Here is a 26935-nt window from a genome sequence, read left to right as displayed (position 1 = left end):
GGGTGGGGAAGCGGCCGGGAATCGGCGGCCCGAGCCGGCGCGGTTCTACGGGCAGAAGCTCGCCTGGAAGGCGTGCGGCGAGCTCCGTTGCGCCCGCCTGACCGTTCCGCGGGACTACGCGCACCCGGACGACGGCAAGACGTTCGTCCTGCCGGTGATCAAAGCGGTGGCCGACGATCCGGACCGGCGCGTCGGGTCGCTCGTCTACAACCCCGGCGGTCCGGGCGCCTCCGGTGTGAGCGACATGAAGGCGGACGGCAGCGATGTCTTCGGCGACGCGGTGCGCGCCCGCTTCGACATCGTCTCCTTCGACCCGAGGGGCGTCGGGGGCAGCAGTCCCGCGGTCAAGTGCGCGGAGCAGGACGACGACCAGGAAGAGGGGCAGGCCGCGGGACCCGGGCCGATCACCCCTCGCACCGGTCCGGAACGCGCCCGCGCCCTGGCGGAGGCCGACGCGGAGACGGCCGCGTGCGTGCGCAGCAGCCGCGCCGTCCTGCCCCACGTCGGTACCGAGGACGCGGCCCGTGACATGGACGTCCTGCGGGCGGCCCTCGGCGACCGGAAGCTGACGTACCTGGGTTGGTCGTACGGCACGAGCCTCGGGACGTCGTACGCCGAACAGTTCCCGGACCGCGTCCGCGCCCTCGTCCTGGACGGCGGGGTCGACCCGTCCCTGGACTGGCGGCAGCGCGCGCTGAGTCAGGGGGCGGGGTTCCGCGAGGCAGTCGACGACTACGCCGGGCACTGCGCGGACGTGGCGGGCGACAGCTGTCCCGGCGCGACGCCGGAGGAGACGTCCCGGCTGCTCGACGACCTGTACGAACAGACGGCTCGCGAGCCGCTGCCGGTCACGGACGAGGACTTGTACGAGGTGGACTCCAGGACGCTCCTGGACGTCGTGACGGCCGCGATGTACAGCCCGGAGGACGACTGGAAGGACCTGTCGCGGGCGCTGGCCGCGGCGCGGGAGGGTGACGGGACGGAGATCGCGGAGCTTGCGGAGTCCGACGGCCCGGCCACCGCGGGCGCGGGCCGCCGGGCCGCACGCGGCGCCCGCTCCGCGGAGAACGACGACGAGGCCATCGTCGCCGTCAGCTGCCTGGACGTACCGCATCCGCGCACCGCGGGCCCCTACTGGAAGGCGCTCGGCGCCGCCGAGAAGAGAGCGGGTGTCTACGGCACGTCGAGCGTCGTCGACGAACTCCCCTGCAAGAACTGGCCCGCGGGCACCGCCCGCCCGCACCGCGTCGAGGCCGACGGCGTGCCCCCGGTCCTGGTCGTCGGCACCACCGGCGATCCCGCCACCCCGTACCGGGAGGCGCAGAGCCTGGCCGACCAGCTCCCCGGCGGCATGCTCCTGACCTACGACGGCCGCGGCCACACCGCCTACGGCCGCAGCAACGCCTGCGTCGAGGACACGGTGGACGCCTACCTCGTCGACCTGAGGCGGGTCCGCCCCGACACGACCTGCTGACGCGGTCTGCCCGGAGCACCGCCGCGACCCACGGGGCCCGGCGGAGCTCCGGACGGGCTACTTGGCCGCGCAGCCCTCCTTCACCGCGAACTGGGAGCCGGGCTCGACGAGCACGTCGCCGTCGGCCGAGTCCGTGATCGTCACATCGCAGAGTGCCGCGTTGCCGCGGGCGCCGCCATGGGCGCGGATGCCCGCGCCGTTGTTGGACTCGGAGATCCTGACGTTGTCGATCTTCACGTCCGGTGTGGCGCCGCCGCCCGACTTGAACTGGATGCCGTCGTACGTCGAGTCGTGGATGTCGGTGTCCCGGATGGTGACGCCCGGGATGTTCTGGCCCTGCGCGAAGAGGGTGATCGCGCCGAACTCCTGCTGCTCGCCCCAGAACGCGCCGCCCGTGCGGTACAGACCGTTGTCGGCGATCAGCGTCTGCCCGGAGAAGGGCAGCGGGTCGTGATCGGTGGCGAGCATGATGCCGGGGTAGTTCATCGTGTCGGAGATCAGGTTGTTCTCGATCTTGTTGCCGTAACCGCCGTAGACCGCGATGCCGTTGGCGCGCCAGGGGAGTTGGACCGTGTTGCCCGTGAAGGAGTTGTCGTGGCCGATGTCCTGTGCCGGGTCCTTCACGTACTTGTTGGCCCATACGGCCAGGGAGTCGTCCCCGGTGTTGCGGAACGAGGAGTTCGACACGGTGGAGTTGCGGGTGCCGTTGGAGAAGTTCACGCCGTCCGCATAGGTGTTGCGGATGCGCATGCCGCTGAACTCCAGGCCGTCGCCCGGATTCCACAGGTCGGGGATGTTGCCGTAGTCGCGGCCGACCCAGGCGGCGACGTTGGCGTGCTCGATCCAGACGTTCTTGATCCTGGTGTTCTCGCCGAAGCGGCCGTTGAGGCCGACCCCGCCCTCCTGGCCGCCGTCCCCGCCGCGGATCGTGCCCGAACCGAAGATGGCGACGTCGGAGATCTGCGTGTTGTCGTCGATGTCGAAGCCGAAGTTGCCCTCGTGCGGATGGTTGATGCCGCCCGCGTCCTGGGGCGGGGTCAGCGTGTACAGCTGGGAGTGCCACATGCCCGCGCCGCGGATCGTGACGTCACGGATGCCCACCTGGTTGTACGGGCTGCCCGGGTACTTCGGGTCGACGGTGAGGATCTTCTGCTCCTGGCGCCACCGGCCCGCCGGGATCCACACGCACTCGATCTCGCCCTTCTGGTCGGCGGTCACGGCCGCCTGGATGGCCTTCGTGTCGTCCGCGCCGTCGTCCGGCTTCGCGCCGTACTCGGTGATGGCGGTGCACTCGTCCGGTTTCGCGGCGGGCGGCGCGACCTGCTCCAGGTCGACCAGGTCGACGACGTAGAACGCGGCGTCGTCATCGGCGTCCCGCTGCAGCCGGAACGTGGTGCCCTCGGGATAGGAGTCCTTCAGGAGGGCGTGCGACTCGTCGAAGAGCCGCCGCGCGTCGCCGCCCGGCCGGTTGGTCAGACCCTCCGGGTCGTCGGTGGTGCCGTACAGCCAGCTGTGCTTCGAGGACAGCGTCACCTTCTGCACGAACGTTCCGTCGGCGTACAGGCTGAGCGTCTTCTCCTGGCCACCGCCTCCCGGGGCGTCCGGTATGGAGTTGCGCACGACGATCGAGTTGGTGGCGTTCTTCGAGGTGAACTCGGTGTGATCGCCCGTCGAGTCGAGCCGCACCGACGTGCGGCCCGAGGACTCCGTGGCGAAGTTGGTGTGGCCGAAGGGGCGGGTGGGCTCGGCTTCCAGGAGCGTGCCCTTGTACGTTCCGTCCTCCGCCTCGTACTCGGTGTACGGCACGTCCGCGCCGCGCTCCGCCGCCGCGACGGCCTTCCCCGGCCCCGGCGCCGGGGCGCCGTCGGCGCCGCTGGCCGTGGCGGGCGCGAGTCCGGCCGTCGCGAGGCCGAGGCCGAGCGCGGCCGCGATCAGGCGCCTGCCGCGCGGTGTGTTTCGCATGCTTCTCATGGCGTCCTCCGGGGCACTCGGCTCACTCGGCATTGATCTTGAACGTGGACGTGGTGTTGCGGACGTCCTCGGCGTTGTCCTTCAGCGTCAGCCCCTTGAAGGTGGCCTCGCCGACCGCCGGGCCCTGCCCCTGCTCGGGCATCTCGTTGGCCCAGATCCCGAAGCCGGACCTGTCGTCGTACTCGTCACCGGACTTCTTGGCGCCGGAGATCGTGACGTTCGACAGGACAGTGTCCTGCACCGGGTTCTGCGCCTGCCCGCCCACGTAGTTCGTCTGGAACATGACGCCGTGGTACGTCGGGTCGGTGATGCTCACGTCGTCCACGCGGACCGCCCGGAACGGCTTCGACGCGGAGAACATCCAGATGCCGGGGAAGGTCTGCCCGTTCCAGAAGTGGCCGCCCGCCCGCTCGATGGTCAGGCCCGAGAACGCCGTCGGGTCGGGCCCGAAGCCGTTCATCGGATAGCCGAAGTCGAGCGAGGAGATGGTGACACCGGCGTACACGAGGGTGTCGGCGATGCGGATGTCGCGGAAGGTGTTGCGCTGGCCGCCGTAGACCGCGAGACCCGCAGCCCGCCACGTCAGCTTGCTGGTGAGGTGCTCGTAGACGTTGCCCGTCTGGTCGCCGCCGCCCGCGTCGGTCGCGGAGAACAGCGCGAACGAGTCGTCGCCGGTGGCCCGCGTCTCGGTGTTCGCGACCAGGTTGTCGGCGGAGCCGTTGGTCATGTTGATGCCGTCGGCGAAGGTGTTGCGGATGCGGTTGTCCTTGAGCGTCATCTCGTCCGTGTCGGCGCCCCAGTAGAGACAGACCATGTGCTCGGCCCAGATGTTCTCGACGGTGATGCCCGAGACGTTCTGGAAGTCGAAGACCTTCCCCGGGCCGTCGATGCGCGAGGTGTAGTTGCCGAAGTAGGCGAAGCCGGAGAAGACGGAGCCGTTCGCGCCCTGGTCGGCCCGGATGCCGATGTCGGTGTTCTCCTGGCCCTTCGGAGCGTGGAAGCGCGTGAACCACGGACCGGCGCCGAGCACCTCGACGGGCTTGCCGTAGACCTGGAACTTGCTGCTGGTCTCGTAGTCGCCCGGCGGCAGGTAGACGCCCTGGATCTTGCCGGTGGTGTCCATCCGCGCCTTGTCGAGGGCGTCCTGGACGGCCTGGTGACCGGTGCCGGACGGCTCCACGTACGCGGCCGGGTCCGGGTTGGCCGCGGCGGTGGCCTTCTCGAAGTCGACGAAGTCGATCGCGTACTTCGAGGAGTTGTCGCCGTCCTTCTGCAGCCTGATCTTGGCCCCGGCAGGGACCGTGGTGCCCAGGTCGAGCCGCGCCTCGTCGTAGATGTGCCGGGGCGGGCCCGCGCCCGGGTCGTTGCCCGGTGACGCCTCGGACCCGTACAGCCAGGCGTACTTGGAGGTCAGGTCGAACGCCTCGGTCTTCTCACCGTCCACGTAGACGTTGAGGGTGGTGTCCGTGCCGTCCGGCACCGAGAACCGGGTGACCAGGGTGTTCGTCGCGACCGGGGCCGTGAACTCCACGTACTGGCCGGTCTCGTGCAGCGTCACGGCCTTGCGGCCGGACGCCTCCCCGGAGACATCACCGATCTTCCGGTCGGGCGCGGTCACCTGCGCGCCGCCGCCCGTGGTCGCGGACTCGGCCTCGACGGTGGTGTACGGCATGTCGGCGCCGCGCTCCGCGGACGCCTGCTTCGCCGGTTCGTCCGTGCGCCGCGCGAGCGCCGCGCCGCTTCGGGGCGGGGTGAACGCCGCCTTGCCGTGCGCCTCGGGTCCGGCGGCGAGGGTACGGGTGACGGCGCGGCCGTCGGGGGACTGGTTGCCGGCCGCGTCCCTGGCCCGCACCGAGTAGGTGATCTTCTCGGCGGCCGGTCCGGGGGCGGTGGTGTCCTTCCAGTGCAGGGTCTTGGCGGGCAGCGCGGCGCGCAGCTCGCCGTCGGCGTACACGTCGTACGCGGTGGCGCCCACGGTCCGCTGCCAGCTGAGCGTCGTGCCCTTGAGCGTGGTGCCGGTGGGGGTCTCGGGCGGTGCGGAGTCGCCGGAGCGCGCCGGGTACGCCGCGAGGCCGTCCGCCTTCCCGGCGCCGGTGACGCGCAGGTGGCGGACGGCGGCGCCGTGCAGGGCGAAGGTGACCTTGCCCTTGCGGGCCTTGAGGCCGGACAGCTCGCTGAAGTCCTTTCCGTTGGCGGAGCCCTCCAGGCGTACGGACCGTGCCTTGCCCGGCAGGCGCACCTCGACCCGGTCCAGGCGCCGGGTCGCGCCCAGGTCCGCGGTGACCCAGCCGTCGCCGCTGCTCGTGCGGGCCGCGAGCGGGCGGTCTTCCGGGGCCTGTTCGGCGTGTGCCACCTGCCAGCTGGAGATCAGCAGTCCGGCGCCGAGCGTGGCGGCCAGGGCCGGGCGCAGGGCCCGGCTCCGGCCGCCGCTCCGTCTTGTGGTGCTCATGACATTCCCTTCGGTGGGGGGAGTGGGGATGTGGCGCTGTGGGGGGTGTGCGCGGTCCGGCCGCGGGCGCTCAGGCCCGCAGCCAGACCGCGGTGTCCTGCGGCAACCGCCCCCGCGGGGACAAGGGACCGCTGGCCAGCAGGAGTTCGGTGTCCGCGGGCAGCGCCGCGTCGTCGGGTCCGAAGTTGACCAGACAGATCAAGGTGGTGCCGTCCCGCTCGGAGGTGCGCGCGAAGGACAGCACGTGCGGCTCGTCGGCGCGCAGCCGGCGCAGCGGCCCCGCCTCGGCGAAGGCGCACCGCAGCCGCAGCGCCGTGCGGTACAGGGAGAGCATCGAGTCCGGCTCGTGCGCCTGGACCTCGGCCGCGTACCCGGACCAGTCCCGCGGCACCGGCAGCCAGCTCCGCTCCGGGGCGCCGTCCCAGGGCAGCGGCACCCGGCAGCCGTCCCTGCCCGGGTCGAGGCCGCCCGACCGCGCGTGCATCGGGTCCTGGATGCGGTCCCGGGGGATCTCCGCCTCCGGCAGCCCGAGCTCCTCCCCCTGGTAGAGGTAGAGCGAGCCGGGCAGTGCCAGTGTGAGCAGGGCCGCGGCCCGCGCCCTGCGGGTGCCGCGGGCCAGGTCGGTGGGGACGCCGAACCGCTTGCGCTCGAAGGCGAAGCCGGTGTCGTCGGCCCGGCCGTAGCGGGTGACCGTGCGGGTCACGTCGTGGTTGGCGAGGACCCAGGTGGCGGGCGCGCCGACCGGGGCGTGCGTGGCCAGCGTCAGGTCGATCGACTCCCACAGCTGCGCCGGGTCCCAGGGCCGGGACAGGAAGTCGAAGTTGAAGGCGGTGTGCAGCTCGTCCGGGCGCAGGTAGCGGGCGAAGCGCTCCGCGTCCGGCAGCCAGATCTCGCCGATCAGTGCCGCGCCGTACTCGTCGGCGATCCGCCGCCAGGAGCGGTAGATGTCGTGCAGTTCCGGCCGGTCGTGGAAGGGGTGCGGGCGGTCCTGGTCCATCGAGGGCAGCCCCTCGGCCTTGGCGAGCAGCGCCGCCGAGTCGATGCGCACCCCCGCGGCGCCGCGCTCGAACCAGAAGCGCAGCACGTCCTCGTGCTCCTGACGGACCTTCGGGTGGCTCCAGTTGAGGTCGGGCTGCTCGGGTGCGAAGAGGTGGAGGTACCACTCGCCGTCCTCCGTGCGGGACCACGGCACCCCGCCGAACTCGCCCACCCAGTCGTTGGGCGGCTCGGGCGAGGGGGGCCGGAAGTGGAACAGCTCCCGCTCCGGTGAGCCGGGCCCCGCCGCCAGCGCCGCCTTGAACCATTCGTGCTGGTCGGACACGTGGTTCGGCACGACGTCCACGATGCAGCGCAGGCCCAGCTCCCGGGCCTCGGCGATCAGCTTCTCGGCCTCGCCGAGGCTGCCGAACGCCGGGTCGATGGTGCGGTAGTCGGCGACGTCGTAGCCGCCGTCGGCGAGCGGCGACAGGTACCACGGGGTGAACCACAGGGCGTCCACGCCCAGGTCCGCCAGATAGGGCAGGCGGGCCCGGACACCCGCCAGGTCACCGGTGCCGTCGCCGTTCCCGTCCGCGAAGGAGCGGACGTACACCTGATAGATGGCAGCGCTGCGCCACCACTCCGTGCTGGGCAAGGGGAGTCCTTTCGTACGTGCTCCGAAGACGTGCTCCGGAGAGCTCAGCCCTTGAGGCTGCCGGCGCTGAGCCCGGCGATGATGTGGCGCTGGAAGACGAGGAACAGGGCGACCAGGGGCAGCGAGGCCATCACGAGTCCGGCCACCAGGCTGTTGAGCGGGGTGTCCTGGGCCACCCGCTGGAGGAACACGCTCAGCGGTTGCCGTGCCGGGTCGGGCAGCACGAGCAGCGGCCAGAGGAAGTCCTTCCAGGCCGTGACGACGGAGAGGATGGAGACCACGGCGATGATCGGCCGGGCCAGCGGAAGCACCACGCGCCACATGGTCGTCAGCGGCCCGGCGCCGTCCACCTTCGCCGCGTCGAGGAGCTCGTCGGGGATCCGGTCGAAGAAGTTCTTCAGGATGTAGATGTTGAACGCGTTGGCGGCGGCGGGCAGCCAGACCGCGCTGGGGCTGTTGATCAGGTTCCGGTCGAACAGGGGGACGTCGACGACCGTGAGGTAGACCGGCACGAGGAGCGCGGTGGCGGGCATCATCAGCGTCACGAGCATCAGGCCGAGCACCAGGTTCCCGAACCGCGGGCGCAGCTTCGAGAGCGCGTAGGCGGCCGGGATCTGCACCGCGAGCTGCACCAGCCAGGCCCCGCCGGCCAGAACGACCGTGTTCAGGAAGTAGCGGGAGAGGTCCATCTCCCGCCACGCCTTCGTGTAGTTCTCGGGGTGCCAGCTCTCCGGGACGTACGTGGGCGGGTTCTGTGCCAGCTCCGTGGACGACTTCATGGCGCCGGTCGCGGCCCAGTACAGGGGCACGACGAAGGCCACCGTGAACAGGACGAGCGAGAGGATGAGGACCGACCAGTAGACGAGTCGTCCCTTGCGCGTCCTCAGGACGGCGGGGCGGACGAGTGTGCGCATGGAGGCGGACATCGGTCACTCCTTGGCGGCGCGGGTGACCCGCAGATAGAGGGCGGAGAAGAGACCCAGGGCGATCAGGAGCAGCAGGCTCAGTGCGCTGGCGGTGCCGAAGTCGTTGTAGACGAAGGCGTACCGGTAGACCAGGAACATCACGGTGACCGTGGAGTCCTCCGGGCCGCCGCCGGTCATCACGTACGGCTCGGTGAACACCTGCATCGTCGCGACGATCTGGAGCAGCAGCAGGACGAGCAGCACGAACCGGGTCTGCGGGACGGTGACATGGCGCAGCCGCTGCCACACGTTGGCGCCGTCCAGCTCCGCCGCCTCGTACAGCTCGCCGGGGATCGTCTGGAGCGCGGCCAGATAGATCAGGGTCGTGGTGCCCATGTTGGCCCAGGTCGAGACGATGACCAGGGAGATCAGCGAGGTGGACGAGGAGTCCAGCCAGGCCGAGGTCGGCAGGTGCAGCGTGCGGAGGATCTCGTTGAACAGCCCGGGGCCCGGGTCGTAGAACCACTTCCACATCAGCGCCACCACCACCGGCGGCAGCATGACCGGCAGATAGACGAGGACCCGGAAGTAGGCCCGCGCGTGCCGGAACTCGTTCAGGAGCACCGCGGTCAGGAACGGCACCGCGAAGCCGAGGACGAGCGCGTAGAGGGTGAACAGGCCGGTGTTCTGCCAGGCGGTGAGGAACAGCGGGTCGTTGAACAGCTTCTCGAAGTTGGCGGTGCCGGCCCAGGTGTTGCCGGTGGCGAAGTTGACCCGCTGGAAGCCGAGGAGCACGTTGCGGATGATCGGCCACCACGAGAACAGCGCGAAGATCACCACGGCCGCGCTCAGGAATCCGTACGCCGTCAGGTTCTCGCGCAGCAGGCGGCGGCGGGCCGCCCGTGGCTTGCGGGGTGGTGGGGACAGCGGGGCCGTGGCGGCCCCCTGCCGGGGCGCGGTCTTCAGCGACATGCTCATCAGGAGGCGCTGTAGATCGCGTTGACCTTGTTCTCGGCGTCGTCGAGGAGGGCGTCGATGTCGGCGTCCTTCTTGGTGAGGACGGACTGCATCGCCGAGTCGAGCACCGCGTAGACCTCCTGGGCCCTGGGCGGTTCGATCACGCCGGGCACCTTCGGGGCGGAGTCCATGAACGCCTGGTAGTTGCCGGTCGGCAGGTTGGCGTTGTCCTTCTTGACCTTCTCGATCCCGTCGCGGACCGAGCCCTCGAAGACGTCGGGGACGGTGGGCATCGGGATGCCCACGGGGAGCTTGGCGTCGGCGTAGTCGGCGACGTTCTTCTCGATGAGCTCGGGGTTGAGGTAGCGCCACTGGATCCACTTGACGCCGGCCTTGATCTTCTCCGGGGACGCCTTGGGATTCATCATGTAGCCCTCGCCGCCGAGCAGCGTGGCCTTCGCGTCCGGCACCGGGGCGAGCGCGTAGTCCGCGTACTTCCCGCCGAACTGCTTGGCGATGACGGTGATGTTGTCGGCGGCCGACACGTACATGCCGAGCTTGCCCGAGCCCATCATCCGCTGGACGTCCTCGACCTGGAGCAGCTGCTTGCTGCCCATCGAGTCGTCCTTCCAGCGCATGTCGTAGAGGTCCTGGAAGGTGGCCTTGCCCTCGGGCGTGTTGAACGCGGCCTTCCACTTGCCGTCGCTCTCCGTCGCGATCCGGCCGCCGCGGGAGTAGAGCTCCGCGGTGTAGTGCCAGCCGCCCTGGTTGTTCTTGGAGAAGTCGGCGTAGCCCACCGTGTTGTCGCCGAGCGCGGCGATCTTCTTGGCGGCCGCGCGGACCTCCGCCCAGGTCTTCGGTGCCCGGTCGGGGTCGAGTCCGGCCTTCTTGAACAGGGCGCGGTTGTAGACCAGGCCCATCGAGTAGTTCGACGTCGGCAGGCCGTACTGCCGCCCCTTCTCGTCCTGGAAGATCTTCATCAGCGGCGCCTGGAGGTCGCCGCGGTGCGGCATGTCCTTGACGGCGTCCGTGATGTCCGCGGCCTGCTTCTTCTCGATCAGGGACCGGGTGTCGGTGAAGTAGACGTAGAAGACGTCTTCGAGCTTCCCGCCGGCGAGCTTCGCGTTGAAGGTCTTCGGGTCCATGAAGCCCTCGTGGGGCACGATGTCGATGTCCGGGTTGGCCTTCTCGAACTGCAGCACGTGCTTGTCGTAGAGCTTGCGCTCGAAGGCCTGGGTCTTGGGCGGCTGCCCGTTGACGTCGAGCTTCACCGTGCCGCCGGAATCCGATTCGGCACCGTCGCTGCTGGTGCCGCATGCGGTCAGCGCGACCAGCGCAAGAACGGTCGCGGTGGCGAGCGAGAGTGTTCGGCTGCTCGTGGATGACATCGGGAGACCCCCTCCGGGTCGTGCTGTACGTCCGTGCTCTGGGTGCCGCGTGGTGCGGCGCATACATAACCACCGTCGCAACCAGGTGCGCAATAACTCGTACGAAGATTGCAAAAACTGGATTGCATGCCGAGGCGCGGCGACGCGCAGGGGCTTGAACGTCCACGAAGCCGTCGAATGAGCCGCTTGCGGTGGCCGGAAGGGCGCGGAACCCGGCCGGGCGGGCCGTCACAACTTTCGCGCCCGCTGTAGTCAGTTCGACAGTTCTCTGCAATTCTCCAACTTCTTCACGCGAGAACCTGCGTGCCGACGAGAGTGAGGGAGTCGCACTAGCCATGAGATCCATCAGAGCCGCCGCACCGGGCGGAGCCCGAAGACCCCACAGGTGGTGGCGGCCCTTCGCCGCCGCCCTCGCCGCGACGCTGCTCCTCCTGGGCCTGCCCGCCCTGCCTGCCGCGGCGGCGGGCGGCCCCGACCTGGCCGCGGGCAAGCCCGCCGAGGCGAGCAGCGCCAAGGCGGAGTACGGCGCCGCCAAGATCACCGACGGCAACGCGGGGACGTACTGGGAGAGTTCGTCGTCCGACCTGCCGCAGTGGGTGCAGGTCGACCTCGGCCGCGCCACGCGTGTCGACGAGGTGGTCCTCGAACTGCCGCCCGCCTGGGAGGCCCGCAAGCAGACCCTGTCCGTGCAGGGCAGCCCCGACGGCAGCGGCTTCACCACCCTCGCCGCGTCCGAGGCCCGCTCCTTCGAGCCCGGCTCGGGCAACACGGTGACGATCCGCTTCCCGTCCGCGCAGACCCGTTTCGTACGGGTGCACATCACCGCCAACACCGGCTGGCCCGCCGCCCAGCTCGCCGGACTGCAGGTGCACGGCGCCGCCGACGCCTCCGTGAACCTGGCACTCGGCAAGAACCTCAAGGCGTCCGGTCACACCCAGACGTACACCGCGGCGAACGCCAACGACGGCAACCGCGCCAGCTACTGGGAGAGCGAGAACGGCAGGCTGCCGCAGTGGATCCAGGCCGACCTGGGCTCCTCGGTGCGCATCGACGAAGTGGTGCTGCGCCTGCCCGGCGGCTGGGGCGACCGCAGCCAGACCCTCAAGATCCAGGGCAGCGCGGACGGCTCTGACTTCACCGACCTGACCGCGTCGAAGGAGTACGCCTTCACCGCGGCCTCCGGGCACTCCGCGACCCTCGCCCTCGACACCGTCACCACGCGCCACGTCCGCGTCCTGATCACCGCCAACACCGCGCAGCCCGCGGGCCAGCTGTCCGAGCTGGAGATCTACGGCCCGGCGGGCGGCGACACGCAGGCGCCCACCGCGCCGAAGAACCTCGCCCTCACCGAACCGGAGCCGGGCCGGGTCAAGCTCGCCTGGGACGCCTCCGACGACGACAAGGGCGTGACCGCGTACGACGTCTACGCCAACGGGGAACTGCTCACCAGCGTCGCCGGTGACGTGCGCACGTACACCGACACGCGGCCCACGAGCGCCACCGTCACCTACTACGTACGGGCCCGGGACGCCGCGGGCAACGCTTCGTCGAACAGCAACTCCGTCACCCGCAAGGGGGATTCGGGCGACACGCAGGCGCCCACCGCACCCACGAACCTCACCCTCGGCCGGCCCTCCAGCGGTGAGATCAGGCTGACGTGGGGCGCGTCGGACGACAACGTGAAGGTCACGGCGTACGACGTGTACGCGGACGGCAAGCTCCTGAAGTCCGTGGCCGGTGACGTGACGACGTACACCGACACCCGTCCCGCGAACGTCACGGTCTCCTACACGGTGCGGGCCCGCGACGCGGCGGGCAACGTCTCGGCGCACAGCAACACCGTGACCCGGCCCGGCGGCGGCAACAAGAACCTGGCCGAGGGCAAGCCGATCTCCGCCTCCTCGGTGATCCACACCTTCGTCGCCGAGAACGCCAACGACGGGCAGACGTCCACCTACTGGGAGGGCGCCGCGGGCAGCTACCCCAACACCCTGACCGTGAAGCTCGGCGCCGAAGCCGACGTCGACGCGGTCGTCGTCAAGCTCGATCCGGACGCCGGATGGGGGGCGCGCACCCAGCGGATCCAGGTCCTCGGCCGCGAGCAGAAGGCGACCGACTTCGCCTCGCTGGTGGCGGAGAAGGAGTACTCCTTCAGCCCGTCCGGCAACCAGAACACCGTCACCGTCCCGGTGTCGGCCAAGGTCGCCGACGTGCGCCTGCGGTTCACCGCGAACAGCGGCGCCACGGCCGGGCAGGTGGCCGAGTTCCAGGTGATGGGCGCTCCGGCGGCCAACCCCGACCTGGAGATCACCAAGCTGTCGTACGCGCCGGAGAAGCCGACCGAGACCGACGAGCTCACCCTGACCGCGACCGTGCGCAACCGCGGCACCGAGGCCTCCACGGCCACCGACACCACCTTCCGCCTCGGCGGCGAGAAGGCGGGCACTGCCTCCGTGGGCGCGCTCGGCGCGGGCGAGTCGACGACGGTGAACGCCAGGACCGGCGCGCGCGACGCGGGCTCGTACCCCTTCGGCGCGGAGGTGGACACCAAGAACGAGGTGATCGAGCAGGACGAGGGCAACAACACCTACACCGGCCCCAGTCCGCTGGTGGTCGAGCCGGTCGACTCCTCCGACCTGGTGGCGTCACCGGTGAGCTGGACGCCGTCCGCGCCCTCCAAGGGCAAGGAGGTCACCTTCAGCGTCGCCGTCAAGAACCAGGGAACCCAGGCGTCCGCGTCCGGAGCGCACGGCATCAAGCTCTTCCTCCAGGACGACAAGGGCACCACGGTGAAGACACTGACCGGCGAGCACAGCGGGGTGATCGGCGCGGGGGACACCACGGCGCCGGTCGAGCTCGGCACCTGGACCGCCGGTGACGGCCGCTTCTCGGTCAAGACGATCATCGCCGACGACGCCAACGAACTGCCGGTCAAGCGCGAGAACAACACCAGCACCCACTCGCTGTTCGTCGGCCGCGGCGCCGACATGCCCTACGACACCTACGAGGCGGAGGACGGCGTCCTCGCGGGCGGCGCGAAGACCGTCGGCCCCAACCGCACCGTCGGCGACCTGGCGGGCGAGGCGTCCGGCCGCAAGGCCGTCACCCTGAACTCGACGGGCGAGTCCGTGGAGTTCACCGCCGAGCAGGACACCAACACCCTGGTCACCCGCTTCTCCATCCCGGACGCACCGGGCGGCGGGGGCACCCGGGCGACCCTGAACGTCTACGTCGACGGCGTCTTCCGCAAGTCCATCGACCTCACCTCCAAGTACGCCTGGCTGTACGGGGACGAGGCCTCGCCCGGCAACTCGCCGGGAGCGGGTCCGGCCCGGCACATCTACGACGAGGCGCACGTCATGCTCGACGGGACGGTCAAGGCGGGCAGCCGGATCAAGCTGCAGAAGGACAACGCCAACACCTCCCGCTACGCCATCGACTTCGTCGACCTGGAGCAGGTGGCGGCGAAGGCCAATCCCGACCCGGCCGCCTACACCGTGCCCGCCGGATTCACCCACCAGGACGTTCAGAACGCCCTGGACAAGGTCCGCATGGACACCAGCGGCAAGCTGACGGGCGTCTATCTGCCGCCCGGCGACTACGAGACGAGCAACAAGTTCCAGGTCTACGGGAAGGCCGTCCAGGTCGTCGGCGCCGGGCCCTGGTTCACCCGGTTCCACGCACCGAGGACCCAGGAGAACACGGACGTCGGATTCCGTGCCGAGGCGAGCGCCAAGGGCTCGTCCTTCTCGGGCTTCGCCTACTTCGGCAACTACACGTCCCGCATCGACGGGCCCGGCAAGGTCTTCGACTTCCAGAACGTCTCCGACATCACCATCGACGACATCTGGAACGAGCACATGGTGTGCCTCTACTGGGGCGCCAACACGGACCGCATGACCATCAAGAACTCGCGGATCCGCAACATGTTCGCCGACGGCATCAACATGACCAACGGCAGTACGGACAACCGGGTCGCCAACAACGAGGCGCGGGCCACGGGGGACGACAGCTTCGCCCTCTTCTCGGCCATCGACGCGGGCGGCGCGGACATGAAGGACAACGTCTACGAGAACCTGACCTCGCTCCTGACCTGGCGCGCGGCGGGCTTCGCCGTCTACGGCGGCTACAACAACACCTTCCGCAACAGCAGGATCGCCGACACCCTCGTCTACTCCGGGATCACCATCAGCTCCCTGGACTTCGGCTATCCGATGAACGGTTTCGGGAAGGATCCGACGACCTTCGAGAACATCACGGTCGAACGGGCCGGCGGCACCTTCTGGAAGGGCCAGGACTTCCCGGCCGTCTGGGCGTTCTCCGCGTCGAAGGTCTTCCAGGGGATCCGGGTGAACGACGTCGACATCGTCGACCCGACGTTCCACGGGGTGATGTTCCAGACCAAGTACACGGGGAGCACCCCCGAATTCCCGGTGAAGGACACCGTCTTCACGGACGTGTCCATCAGCGGCGCGCCCATCGGCATCTACGTCAACGAGATGCCGGAGGCGGGCCAGGGCCCCGCGGTCGGTGAAGCGACCTTCGTACGGCCCAAGTTGAGCGGCAACGGGCAGGACATCAAGAACGACACGTCCACGTTCAAGCTCATCATGCAGCCCTGACCCGCGAAGGAGATCCACACGTACCCGGCCGTCCGGATTCCGGGCGGCCGTTTACGTAACTGGCTTGCAGGCCTTGCGCTATTCTTGCGCCCATGACGCGACGACTTGCTCAAGTTGCGAAGAAGGTGGGGGTCAGCGAGGCGACGGTCAGCCGTGTCCTCAACGACAAGCCCGGCGTCTCCGCCGCGACCCGACAGTCCGTGCTGACGGCCCTGGACGTGCTCGGGTACGAACGGCCGACCCAGCTGCGCGGCGAGCGCGCCCGGCTCGTCGGCCTGGTGCTGCCGGAGCTGCAGAACCCGATCTTCCCCGCGTTCGCCGAGGTCATCGGGGGCGCCCTCGCCCAGCAGGGGCTCACGCCGGTGCTCTGCACCCAGACCAGGGGCGGCGTCTCCGAGGCCGACTACGTGGACCTCCTGCTCCAGCAGCACGTCTCCGGTGTCGTCTTCGCGGGCGGCCTCTTCGCGGAGGCCGACGCGCCGCACGACCACTACCGGCGGCTCGCCGAGCGGAACATCCCGGTCGTCCTGATCAACGCGTCGATCGAGGGCCTCGACTTCCCCTGCGTGGCGTGCGACGACACCGTCGCCGTCGAGCAGGCATGGCGCCACCTCGCCTCGCTCGGCCACGAGCGGATCGGCCTGGTGCTCGGCCCCGCCGACCACATGCCCTCGCGCCGCAAGCTGGCGGCCGCAAGGGACCTGGCACGGGCCGCGGGCACGGAGCTGGCCGACGAGTTCGTCGAGCGGTCGATCTTCTCGCTGGAGGGCGGCCAGGCGGCCGCCACCCGCCTCATGGAGCGCGGCGTCACCGGCATCGTCTGCGGCAGCGACCCGCTCGCCCTCGGCGCCGTCAGGGCGGCCCGCCGCAAGGGCCTCTCCGTCCCCGCCGACGTCTCCGTCGTCGGCTACGACGACTCGGCCTTCATGACCTGCACCGAGCCGCCCCTGTCGACCGTGCGCCAGCCCATCGAGGCGATGGGCCGCGCGGCGGTCGACCTGCTGTGCGCCCAGATCCGGGGCACCCAGACCCACCCCGGCGAGCTCCTCTTCGAGCCGGAACTCGTCGTCCGCGGCTCGACGGCTCAGCTGCTCAGCACTCGATGATGTTGACCGCGAGGCCGCCTCGCGCGGTCTCCTTGTACTTGACGCTCATGTCGGCCCCGGTCTCCTTCATGGTCTTGATGACCTTGTCGAGGGAGACCTTGTGCGAGCCGTCGCCCCGCATCGCCATCTTCGCGGCGGTGACGGCCTTGACCGCCGCCATGCCGTTGCGCTCGATGCACGGGATCTGAACGAGTCCGCCGACCGGGTCACAGGTCAGGCCGAGATTGTGCTCCATGCCGATCTCGGCGGCGTTCTCGACCTGCTCGGGGGAGCCGCCCAGGACCTCGGCGAGCGCGCCCGCCGCCATCGAGCAGGCGGAGCCGACCTCGCCCTGGCAGCCGACCTCGGCGCCGGAGATCGAGGCGTTCTCCTTGAAGAGCATGCCGATGGCGCCCGCCGCGAGCAGGAAGCGGACCACGCCCTCCTCGTCGGCTCCGGGCACGAAGTTCATGTAGTAGTGCAGGACGGCGGGGATGATGCCCGCCGCGCCGTTGGTGGGGGCGGTCACGACCCGGCCGCCCGCGGCGTTCTCCTCGTTCACGGCCATCGCGTAGAGCGTGATCCACTCCATGGCGCGGGCCTGCGGGTCGCCCTCGGCGCGCAGCTGCCGCGCCGAGTTCGCGGCGCGGCGGCGCACCTTCAGGCCGCCCGGCAGGATGCCCTCGCGGGACATGCCCCGGGAGACGCAGGACTGCATGACGCCCCAGATGTCGAGCAGACCCGCACGGATCTCGTCCTCGGTGCGCCACGCCTTCTCGTTCTCCAGCATCAGCGCGGAGATGGACAGGCCGGTCTCCTCGGTGAGGCGGAGCAGCTCGTCGCCGGTGCGGAAGGGGTGCCTGAGGACGGTGTCGTCCGGCACGATCGGGTTCTCGCCCGCCACGGCGTCCTCGTCCACCACGAAGCCGCCGCCCACGGAGTAGTACGTCTTCTCCAGGACCAGGGCGCCCTCGCGGTCGTACGCGAAGATCGTCATTCCGTTGGCGTGGTACGGCAGGGCCTTGCGGCGGTGCAGGATCAGGTCCTCGTCGAAATCGAAGGCGATCTCGTGCATGCCCAGGAGGTTGATGCGGCCGCCGCTCTTGATCTCCTCGACGCGGTCGTCGGCGCTCTCCACGTTCACCGTGCGGGGCGACTCGCCCTCAAGACCGAGCAGGACGGCCTTCGGGGTGCCGTGGCCGTGGCCGGTCGCACCGAGCGAGCCGTAGAGCTCCGCCCGTATCGCGGCGGTGTGGGCCATCAGGCCCTCGTTCTTCAGGCGGCTCGCGAACATGCGGGCGGCGCGCATCGGACCGACCGTGTGGGAGCTGGACGGGCCGATGCCGATCGAGAACAGGTCGAAGACCGAGATGGCCACGGGAACTCCAATGGTGGTTGGTAGACGCCGTTGTCTGCCGGGGTGATGCAGAGGTACAAGGCGGTGCGGGATCTGGGCGGGACGTGGTGCGGGGCACCCTGCTCACTCTCCAGTGTGCGGGGTGCCCCGATGTTTCGTACGTACGAACAAAAGCGTACAAACAGAGGGTACGAAACTACTTCAGGCCGGGGTACAGGGGGTGCTTGTCGGCCAGAGCGGTCACGCGGGTCTTCAGGGACGCCGCGTCGAAGCCCGGCTTGAGGGCCTCGGCGATGATGTCGGCGACCTCGCGGAAGTCCTCCTCCTGGAAGCCGCGGGTGGCGAGCGCGGGCGTACCGATCCGCAGGCCCGAGGTGACCATCGGGGGGCGCGGGTCGTTCGGGACGGCGTTGCGGTTGACCGTGATGCCGACCTCGTGGAGGCGGTCCTCGGCCTGCTGGCCGTCCAGCTCCGAGTTGCGCAGGTCCACCAGGACCAGGTGCACCTCGGTGCCGCCGGACAGGACGTCGACGCCGACGGCCTTCGCGTCGTCCTGCACCAGGCGCTCGGCCAGGATGCGGGCGCCGTCCAGGGTGCGCTGCTGGCGCTCCTTGAAGTCGTCCGACGCGGCGACCTTGAAGGAGACGGCCTTGGCCGCGATCACGTGCTCCAGCGGGCCGCCCTGGAAGCCGGGGAAGACCGCCGAGTTCAGCTTCTTCGCGAATTCCTTGCTGCGGGCCAGGATGATGCCGCCGCGCGGGCCGCCGAGCGTCTTGTGCGTGGTGGAGGTGACCACGTCCGCGAACGGCACCGGGTTGGGGTGCAGACCGGCGGCGACGAGCCCGGCGAAGTGCGCCATGTCGACCCACAGGTACGCGCCGACCTCGTCGGCGATCCGGCGGAACTCGGCGAAGTCCAGGTGGCGCGGGTAGGCCGACCAGCCCGCGATGATCACCTTCGGGTTGTTCTCCTTGGCGAGGCGCTCGACCTCGGCCATGTCGACCAGACCGGCCTCGTCCACGTGGTAGGCGACCACGTTGAACTGCTTGCCGGAGAAGTTCAGGCGCATGCCGTGGGTGAGGTGGCCGCCGTGCGCCAGGTCGAGGCCGAGGATCGTGTCGCCGGGCTGGGCGATCGCGAAGAGGGCGGCCTGGTTGGCGGAGGCGCCCGAGTGCGGCTGGACGTTGGCGTACTCGGCGCCGAACAGGTCCTTGACCCGGTCGATGGCGATCTGCTCGGTCACGTCCACGTGCTCGCAGCCGCCGTAGTAGCGGCGGCCGGGGTAGCCCTCGGCGTACTTGTTGGTGAGGACGGTGCCCTGGGCCTCCATGACGGCGACCGGAGCGAAGTTCTCCGAGGCGATCATTTCGAGGGTGGACTGCTGGCGGTGGAGCTCGGCGTCGACGGCGGCGGCGACGTCCGGGTCCAGCTCGTGGAGGGGGGTGTTCAGAAGCGACATCACACGATCCCTATCGGTATGGGTCAGCCGGCGGTGAAGGCGGTGTACTCATCGGCGGAGAGCAGGTCGTCCGGCTCGCCGTCGATGCGCACCTTGAACAGCCAACCGCCCTCGAACGGGGCGGAGTTGACCAGCGAGGGGTCGTCGACGACGTCCTGGTTGGCGGCGACGATCTCGCCGGTCACCGGGGCGTAGAGGTCGCTGACCGACTTGGTCGACTCCAGCTCGCCGCAGGACTCGCCCGCGGTCACCGTGTCACCGACCTCGGGGAGCTGGGCGAAGACGACGTCGCCGAGCGCGTTGGCCGCGTGCTCGGTGATGCCGACCGTCGCCACGCCGTCCTCGGTGGCCGAGAGCCACTCGTGCTCCTTGCTGTAACGCAGCTGCTGGGGGTTGCTCATGACCTGAATTCTCCTGTACGCGGGTGGGTGCTGCGGAACGAGAAAGATGTGCGGGGGGTCACTTCTGGCGCTTGTAGAACGGCAGCGCCACGACCTCGTAGGGCTCGTGGGTGCCGCGGATGTCCACGCCCACGCCCTCCGTACCGGGAGCGGCGTGCTCCGCGTCGACGTACGCGATCGCGATCGGCTTGCCCAGCGTCGGGGACGGGGCGCCGGAGGTGACCTCGCCGATCACCTTGCCGTCCGCGACCACCTGGAAACCGGCGCGCGGGACGCGGCGGCCCTCGGCGATCAGGCCGACCAGCTTGCGCGGCGGGGCGGTCTCGGCGCGCTCCGCGGCGGCGGCCAGCGCGGCGCGGCCCAGGAAGGTGTCCGACTGGCTGGTCTTCTCGAACTTCACGACCCGGCCGAGACCCGCGTCGAACGGCGTCAGCCCGGCGGTCAGCTCGTGCCCGTACAGCGGCATGCCCGCCTCCAGGCGCAGCGTGTCGCGGCAGGAGAGACCGGCCGGGACCATGCCGACGGGCGTGCCCGCCTCCATCAGCGCGCCCCACAGCTTCTCCGCGTCGGCGGGGGAGACGAAGAGCTCGAAACCGTCCTCACCGGTGTAGCCCGTGCGGGCGATGAGGGCGGAGACGCCCGCGACGGTGCCGGGCAGGCCCGCGTAGTACTTCAGGCCGTCCAGGTCCGCGTCCGTGAGCGACTTCAGGATGCCGGGGGACTCGGGACCCTGGACGGCGAGCAGCGCGTACGCCTCGCGGTCGTCGCGGACCTCGACGTCGAACTCCTCGGCGCGGTTGCTCAGCTCGTTCAGCACGTTCTGGGCGTTGGAGGCGTTGGCGACGACCATGTACTCCGGGGCCTCGGGCGCGCCGAGCCGGTAGACGATCAGGTCGTCCAGGATGCCGCCGTCCTCGGCGACGATCATCGTGTAGCGGGCGCGGCCGACGCCGATGGAGCCGATGTTGCCGACCAGCGCGAAGTTCAGGAAGTCGACGGCCTCGGGGCCGCTGACGGTGATCTCGCCCATGTGCGACAGGTCGAAGAGACCGGCCTTGGTGCGCACGGCGTTGTGCTCGTCGCGCTCACTGGCGTACCGCAGCGGCATGTCCCAGCCCGCGAAGTCGGTCATGGTCGCGCCGAGCGCGCGATGCACGGCATCGAGGGCGGTCAGACGGGGGGCAGTGCTCATGAAGGGAACTCCCAGGGCATGACGGGCGAGGTCGATCCTCCCCATCTGTCATCGGAACCTGAGAGGTTCGCCGAGAGTGTCCCGCTGCGCGGAACGCCCGGCTTGCACCTTGGGTGGGACCGCCGGAGCGGCCCGCTTTTCAGATGTGCCTCGCCCGCGCGGTACGGGGCCTGAGAGATTCAAGGGAGGGACTTGCTCCTTCGGCGCCCCGGGCGCACAGCGCAAGCTGGCTCCGGAGACTCTCCCGCGCGGATTCAAACGGCCTGTATGGAGTTGGCGCGCACATCATTGCACGCGACTCTGTTCAGGGGGACCCGTGCCCGGCAGCGGGTTCCGTCACCCCCGAGTGCTCTTGTGTCGCATTACCTTCTCTTTACACTTGCTGGGGAAGCAGTACGTGACCGCTATGGGGAGGCCGATCACGGTGCGCAGCAGGACCAGTCTCTATGCCACTTCCACGGGGGTGGCGCTGCCCAAGCAGGCCTCTGCCCCTGCCCCGGCCGCGGAGAGCTGCGGCCGGCACCCCGTCGCCGTCGTCCGCGACCTGCGGCAGCGGGCCGGCCACAGCCCGCACCGCCTCACGTTCGGCGAGGGCGACCTGGTCGTCGTCTCCGGGCTGCCCGGCGGCGGAAAATCGACCCTGATGCGGCAGGCCGTCACGGGCCCGCGCATCGACTCGCAGGACACCCGCGACCGCTGGGCGGGCCGCATGCCCCGCCTGCTGCCGTACGCGGTCTACCGCCCCCTGGTCCGCCTCGCGCACTACGCCTCGCTGCACCGCACGCTCCGCTCCGGGGCGAGCGTCGTCGTGCACGACTGCGGCACCCAGGCCTGGGTGCGCCGCTGGCTCGCCCGCGAGGCCGCCCGGCGCGGCACGGCCCTGCACCTGCTGATGCTGGACGTCCCGGTGGACACGGCGCTGCAGGGCCAGCACGAGCGCGGCCGAGGCGTCTCCCGGTACGCGTTCGCCCGCCACCGCAGAACGGTCGGCCGGCTGGTCGCCGCCGCCGAGCGCGGCGACCTGCCGTTCGGCTGCCGCTCGGCCGTGCTGCTCGACCGGGCCGCCGCGCGGGTGCTCAGGGTGATCGCCTTCGACCGCCGAGCCGACCGGCGTTAGGGTTCGAGCCGCAGGCAGAGCGGTCGCGAGCAGGGGTTGGACAGATGGACTTTCCGGCGCAGGCACATGCCCATCCGTACGGTGGATGGCCGGGCAACGAACTGGAGGAGGTCCTCGCGGCCTCGCTCGGCGCCCCCGCATCGGCGGGCGGCCGCATCGTCGAGGTGCTCGGCCGCAGCCACCTCTGGATACCGCTGCCGAGCGGCGGCGGCCCCGACAGCGGCACCCTGGACCTGCCGACCCTGGAGATCGAGGGCCAGGCGTACGTCCCCGTCTTCACCTCCGAGCAGCAGTTCCGCCAGGCGCTGGGCGATGCGGCCGACCGGATGGGCTGCACCGTGGCGCCTGCCGTCGAGTTCGCCCGCGGCCTGCCCCCGCAGCTGGGCATCGCGCTGAACCCGGACGGCACCGTCGGCGTCCCGCTGCCGCCGCCCGCCGTCGCCGAGCTCTGCCGGACCGGGCGCACCGAACTGGACGGCCCGAGCACCGGTGGCCGGGTGCGACTGTTCGAGCCGGACTGGCAGGAGGACCCGGTGGACTTCCTGGCCACCGCGGCGCGGGAGTTCGAGGCCGCGGGGGTCGTGCTCACGGCGCGCCGCTGCCTGGCGAACGTGGAGACGGACGATCCGACGCTCTTCGTCGGCGTCGAGCTGTCCACCTGGGACGGCAACGCGCGCGACCTCCCCATGGAGGCGCTGGGCCGTGCCCTGGGCCAGGCACCGGTCCCGTGGCCGGTGAACCTGGTGCTGCTCGACGTGGCGCAGGACCCCGTGGGGGACTGGCTGCGTGCGAAGGTGCGGCCTTTCTACCACCGGATCGCCGCTTAAGCTGGTTGCATTCCTCTGTATTCCAGATTCCATGGGGTCACCGAGTTCGTCGCGAAGGGGCGGTTAAGGGTGAGTGCGTCGGGCACGGCCGCGGGCGATGGGGCCTCCCCTGGTCGAGCGGATTCGAGAGCTCGGGGACAGGTCGAGCAGTTGCTGCGCCAGGTCACCCCGGGGCGTTACGACGCGTACGAGGCACTGCTGCGCGCGCTCGCCACCGAGCAGGTGTGGATGCTGCTCTGGCACGGCCAGGCCGGATCCCCCGACGCCCAGTACGGGAACATGGAGGTCGAGGGCCTCGGCTACGCACCGTGTGTGACCTCCGCCCAGGAGCTGTCCGCCAGTGGCTGGAACCGCAGCTACGAGGTGGTGGGCGGCACCGGCATCGCCCGCACCCTGTACCCCGACCACTACGGCCTCTGGCTCAACCCGCACGCGCCGGGCGGCGGCGTCGGCATCCCATGGCTGGATCTGCGCCGCATCGCCACGGGCCTCGACGCGCTGCCCGCGGGGCCGCTCCGGCTCACCGAGCCGAGCATCGAGATCCCCCAGTTCTATGCCGTGCTGACGCAGAACGCGCACCGCACGCCCGTCGTCCGCTCGCTGCGCCGCGCCTGGGTGCAACCGGCGCTCGGTGCGCCTTATCTGGCCATCGGCCTCGACGTGTACGACACCTCGCCGCCGTCGGTCGACGCCGTGCGCACGATGATGCAGCAGTCCATCCCCGCCGTCCCGGAGGGCCTGCCGGTCTCGACGGTTGCGATGTCGGACGATTACGACCCGGTCGCGATGTGGCTACGAGCCAATGCCAGGCCGTTCTACGACCGTGAGGCCCAGGCGGCCCCGGCGCCCGCGGGCGGGTACGGATACCCCGCGCAGTACTGAGCAGCGCCGACGGACGTGATGTCCGTTGTGGTGCGGGTGGGGCCCTATGGGCTCCTGTGACGCCTTGCAACCCAACTGCCCCGTGTTCGCCCCTCGTTCACTCGCGTCCGGATAACGGAACACCTCGATCAGCATCACGGTTGCGCATCCTTTCCCCGTCAAGTCTGGTAACAGATCGCGACGTGGATGAAGACTCCCGCTCCAGGGGCCTCCGCCCCTTCGTACGACGGACTGATCACGTCGCTACAGCGGCAAGTGCGGGCCGGTCACCACCGGTTGAGAGGGGTCCCTGCCACGATGACGGCACCATTGCATGACACACCTGCGGACGCGGACCCGACCGAGGACGTCGCCCCCGCAGTTGATGCAGGGGTGAAAAAGGTCGAGGGTCGGTCCCTCAAGCAGATCGCCTGGAACCGCCTCAAGCGGGACAAGGTCGCCCTGGCCGGCGGCATCACCGTGCTGCTCCTGGTGCTGGTCGCCATCTTCGCGCCCCTGCTCGTGGACCTGCTGGGCCACGATCCCAACGGCTTCCACCAGGACAAGGTCGACGAGCTGACCGGCCTGCCCAAGGGCGCGCTCGGCGGTGTGAGCAGCGACTTCCTCTTCGGGGTCGAGCCCAACAAGGGCCGCGACATCTTCAGCCGGATCGTCTACGGAGCGCGCATCTCGCTCCTGGTGGCGTTCCTCGCGGCCATCGTCGCCGTGGCGCTCGGCACCCTCTTCGGGATCATCGCGGGCTACTTCGGCGGTTGGATCGACGCCGTCATCAGCCGCGTGATGGACGTGCTGCTCTCGTTCCCGCAGCTGCTCTTCATCATCTCGCTGGTCTCCGTGCTCCCCGACGATCTGCTCGGCCTCCAGGGCACCAGCGTGCGCGTCGCCATCCTCGTGCTGGTCATCGGCTTCTTCGGCTGGCCGTACGTCGGCCGCATCGTCCGCGGCCAGACGCTCTCGCTCCGTGAGCGCGAGTACGTGGAGGCGGCCCGCAGCCTCGGCGGCGGCAAGCGCCACATCCTGTTCCGCGAACTGCTGCCCAACCTGGTCGCCCCCATCACCGTCTACGCGACGCTGATGATCCCGACCAACATCCTCACGGAGGCGGCCCTGAGCTTCCTCGGCGCCGGCGTCAAGCCGCCGACGGCCTCGTGGGGCGGCATGCTGCGCGACGCGCTCAAGACGTATGAGCACGACCCGATGTTCATGGTCTTCCCGGGCGTCACGATCTTCATCACCGTCCTGGCCTTCAACCTCTTCGGCGACGGGCTGCGTGATGCGCTCGACCCGAAGGGGACGCGCTAGAAGGTCCCAACTGGCTTGCCCCTGCCGCATGTCAGGTGGCTCTAACCATGGTTCTCCGGCAGCACAAGGCCAGGGACCGCGATCTCGGAGGTTACGAGAAAATGCCCACAGGTTCCACGAAACGACGGCTCACCAGCGGTGCGGCCCTCGTCGTCGCGGCGCTGGTGACCACCACGGCGTGCGGCGGCGGTGACGGTGGCGACAGCGACTCGAAGGGTGCCGGTTACAACGCGGCGCTGAACAAGATCGCCAACCCTTCGAAGAAGAAGGGAGGCACGCTGAAGATGGTCGGCAAGCAGGACCTGGACTCCGCCGACCCGCAGCGCGCCTACTACGGCATGACGTGGGACTTCATGCGCTTCTACACCCGGCAGCTGGTGACCTACGACACCAAGCCGGGCAAGGCGGGCACGAAGCTGGTCCCGGACCTCGCGACCTCCACGGCGAAGATCTCCGACGACGGCAAGACCTACACGTACAAGCTGCGTGACGGCCTTACGTGGGAGGACGGCTCGGCGCTGACCGCCAAGGACATCAAGTACGGCATCGAGCGCGCCTGGGCGACGGACACCATCACCGGTGGTCCCGGCTACATCCGCCAGACGCTCGACCCCAAGGGCAAGTACAAGGGCCCGTACAAGGACAAGGGCGGCCTCGACGCGATCGAGACCCCCGACGACCAGACGATCATCTTCAAGCTGCCGAAGCGCAACGGTGACTTCGAGCAGTTCCTGGCCATGCCCACCGGTTCGCCGGTGAAGGAGGCCAAGGACACGAAGGCCAAGTACACGCAGCGGCCGTTCTCCGCGGGGCCTTACAAGTTCCAGGAGTACAAGTCCAACAAGAAGCTCGTTCTGGTCCGCAACGACAAGTGGAAGAAGTCCTCGGACCCGATCCGCGCCGCGCTGCCCGACAAGATCGACGTGACGTTCTCCGCCAACCAGGAGGAGAACGACAAGAAGCTGATGGAGGGGGACTTCGACCTCGACATCAACGGCACGGGCATGACCCAGTCCGGCCGCGTCAGCGCCGTCACCGACCACCGTGGCAACGTCGACAACATGCACACGTCCTTCGTGCGCTACGTCGCGCTCGTCCACAACGCCAAGCCGTTCGACAACGTGCACTGCCGCAAGGCCGTGTTCTACGCGACCGACTTCGCGAGCATCCAGCAGACCCGCGGCGGCAAGGTCGCGGCCGGCGACATCGCCAACAGCACCTTCCCCGTGGCGATCCCCGGCTACAGCAAGTACGACCCGTACGGCGTGCTGGAGCGCAAGGGCAAGCCGGACGTCGCCAAGGCCAAGGACGAGCTGAAGCAGTGCGGCAAGCCGACCGGCTTCACCACCAAGCTCACCGCCCGCACCAACCAGCCGGGTGAGGTCGACGCCGCCGAGTCGCTGCAGCAGGCGCTCGACAAGGTCGGCATCAAGGTCCAGGTCGACTCCCTCGACGGCGCCGACACCGCCAGCATCACCGGCTCGCCGTCCGTCGTGAAGAAGCGCGGCTACGGCATGACGATGAGCGGCTGGGGCCCGGACTTCCCGTCCGGCCAGGGCTACGCGCAGCCGCTGTTCGACAGCCGCTTCCTGAACCCGACCGGTAACTACAACGAGTCGCAGATCAAGGACAAGAAGGTCGACGCGCTCTTCGACAAGGCGATCGCGGAGACCGACCCGGCCGCGGCCGGCGATGTCTACAAGCAGCTCGACAAGAGGATCCTCGACCAGGCCGACTGGATGCCCTTCCTCTACGAGAAGAACATCACCTGGCGCGGGTCGCGGCTGACCAACGCCTACATGTCCGACGGCTACAACGGCCGTTACGACTACGCCTCGCTCGGCGTCGTCAAGTAACACCCGTAGCTGTCACACACTTCCCGTCAGGGAAGCAGTAGTTGTAGTTCCACCGCCG

The 26935-nt window shown here is 69.8% G+C and carries 17 protein-coding genes, 1 pseudogene and 2 riboswitches; of the genes and pseudogenes, 8 read left to right on the top strand and 10 right to left on the bottom strand.

All coding sequences use genetic code 11. The features are described from left to right. A partial coding sequence (locus tag AOK03_RS22455) for an alpha/beta hydrolase (protein ID WP_055567116.1) occupies positions 1–1474 on the top strand: 1474 nt, incomplete at its 5' end. A 57-nt stretch (positions 1475–1531) separates the two neighbouring features. Here AOK03_RS22455 and AOK03_RS22450 read toward each other — a convergent pair. From AOK03_RS22450 to AOK03_RS22425, 6 genes and pseudogenes are all read right to left on the bottom strand, one after another. Continuing rightward, positions 1532–3436, bottom strand: coding sequence for a glycosyl hydrolase family 28-related protein (locus tag AOK03_RS22450; protein WP_079074886.1), 1905 nt, complete (start codon positions 3434–3436; stop codon positions 1532–1534). Between the two features lie 31 nt (positions 3437–3467). Beyond that, a pseudogene (locus AOK03_RS22445) lies at positions 3468–5129 on the bottom strand (glycosyl hydrolase); the annotation flags it as partial. An 835-nt stretch (positions 5130–5964) separates the two neighbouring features. Beyond that, positions 5965–7527, bottom strand: a complete 1563-nt coding sequence (locus AOK03_RS22440; RefSeq protein WP_055567115.1) for a glycoside hydrolase family 13 protein — start codon at positions 7525–7527, stop codon at positions 5965–5967. Positions 7528–7571: 44 nt separating this feature from the next. Next, positions 7572–8453, bottom strand: coding sequence for a carbohydrate ABC transporter permease (locus tag AOK03_RS22435; protein ID WP_107098066.1), 882 nt, complete (start codon positions 8451–8453; stop codon positions 7572–7574). 3 nt (positions 8454–8456) lie between these two features. Further along, the gene (locus tag AOK03_RS22430; protein ID WP_079074885.1) at positions 8457–9410 is read right to left on the bottom strand and encodes a carbohydrate ABC transporter permease; all 954 of its coding nucleotides are present in this window, start codon (positions 9408–9410) and stop codon (positions 8457–8459) included. Continuing rightward, entirely contained in the window at positions 9410–10777 is a 1368-nt protein-coding gene (locus AOK03_RS22425) for an ABC transporter substrate-binding protein (protein WP_055567114.1), read from the bottom strand. Before AOK03_RS22425 ends, AOK03_RS22430 begins: the two co-directional genes overlap by 1 nt. 335 nt (positions 10778–11112) lie before the next feature. On the opposite strand from AOK03_RS22425, the gene AOK03_RS22420 reads away from it, so the two are divergent. Both AOK03_RS22420 and AOK03_RS22415 read left to right on the top strand, forming a co-directional pair. Next, entirely contained in the window at positions 11113–15399 is a 4287-nt protein-coding gene (locus AOK03_RS22420) for a discoidin domain-containing protein (RefSeq protein WP_055567113.1), read from the top strand. A 92-nt stretch (positions 15400–15491) separates the two neighbouring features. Further along, a complete protein-coding gene (locus tag AOK03_RS22415) occupies positions 15492–16505 on the top strand; it encodes a LacI family DNA-binding transcriptional regulator (protein ID WP_055567112.1) in 1014 nt (337 codons plus the stop codon). On the opposite strand, the gene AOK03_RS22410 is transcribed toward AOK03_RS22415, so the two are convergent. From AOK03_RS22410 to gcvT, 4 genes are all read right to left on the bottom strand, one after another. Beyond that, positions 16492–17862, bottom strand: coding sequence for an L-serine ammonia-lyase (locus AOK03_RS22410; RefSeq protein ID WP_055567111.1), 1371 nt, complete (start codon positions 17860–17862; stop codon positions 16492–16494). The genes AOK03_RS22415 and AOK03_RS22410 overlap by 14 nt on opposite strands. Positions 17863–18037: 175 nt before the next feature. Beyond that, positions 18038–19300, bottom strand: a complete 1263-nt coding sequence (gene glyA, locus AOK03_RS22405; RefSeq protein WP_055567110.1) for a serine hydroxymethyltransferase — start codon at positions 19298–19300, stop codon at positions 18038–18040. A gap of 23 nt (positions 19301–19323) precedes the next feature. After that, entirely contained in the window at positions 19324–19701 is a 378-nt protein-coding gene (gcvH, locus tag AOK03_RS22400; protein ID WP_055567109.1) for a glycine cleavage system protein GcvH, read from the bottom strand. Positions 19702–19759: 58 nt separating this feature from the next. Beyond that, the gene (gcvT, locus tag AOK03_RS22395; RefSeq protein WP_055567108.1) at positions 19760–20893 is read right to left on the bottom strand and encodes a glycine cleavage system aminomethyltransferase GcvT; all 1134 of its coding nucleotides are present in this window, start codon (positions 20891–20893) and stop codon (positions 19760–19762) included. 35 nt (positions 20894–20928) lie between these two features. Further along, a riboswitch (glycine riboswitch) is annotated at positions 20929–21042 on the bottom strand. After that, positions 21043–21150: riboswitch (glycine riboswitch) on the bottom strand. A gap of 149 nt (positions 21151–21299) precedes the next feature. Between gcvT and AOK03_RS22390 the strand changes: the two genes are divergently transcribed. The 5 genes from AOK03_RS22390 (at position 21300) to AOK03_RS22370 (ending at position 26877) form a co-directional block, all read left to right on the top strand. Continuing rightward, positions 21300–22010: an AAA family ATPase gene (locus AOK03_RS22390; protein WP_208609575.1), complete on the top strand. Its 711-nt coding sequence runs from the start codon at positions 21300–21302 to the stop codon at positions 22008–22010. A gap of 44 nt (positions 22011–22054) precedes the next feature. Further along, a complete protein-coding gene (locus AOK03_RS22385) occupies positions 22055–22837 on the top strand; it encodes an enhanced serine sensitivity protein SseB (protein WP_055567107.1) in 783 nt (260 codons plus the stop codon). Positions 22838–22906: 69 nt separating this feature from the next. After that, entirely contained in the window at positions 22907–23719 is an 813-nt protein-coding gene (locus tag AOK03_RS22380) for an enhanced serine sensitivity protein SseB C-terminal domain-containing protein (RefSeq protein WP_079074884.1), read from the top strand. Between the two features lie 297 nt (positions 23720–24016). Beyond that, on the top strand, positions 24017–25021 hold the full coding sequence (locus AOK03_RS22375; protein ID WP_055567105.1) for an ABC transporter permease: 1005 nt from the start codon (positions 24017–24019) through the stop codon (positions 25019–25021). A gap of 101 nt (positions 25022–25122) precedes the next feature. Then, positions 25123–26877 carry an ABC transporter substrate-binding protein gene (locus AOK03_RS22370; RefSeq protein ID WP_055567118.1) on the top strand — a complete coding sequence of 585 codons (1755 nt, stop codon included), beginning with the start codon at positions 25123–25125 and terminating at the stop codon, positions 26875–26877. The last annotated feature ends 58 nt before the right edge of the window (positions 26878–26935 follow it).

The organism is Streptomyces atriruber (genome assembly GCF_001418325.1).
GTDB lineage: Bacteria > Actinomycetota > Actinomycetes > Streptomycetales > Streptomycetaceae > Streptomyces > Streptomyces atriruber.
Note: the sequence above shows the minus strand (reverse complement) of the source record. Positions and strands in the feature narration are given on the sequence as shown.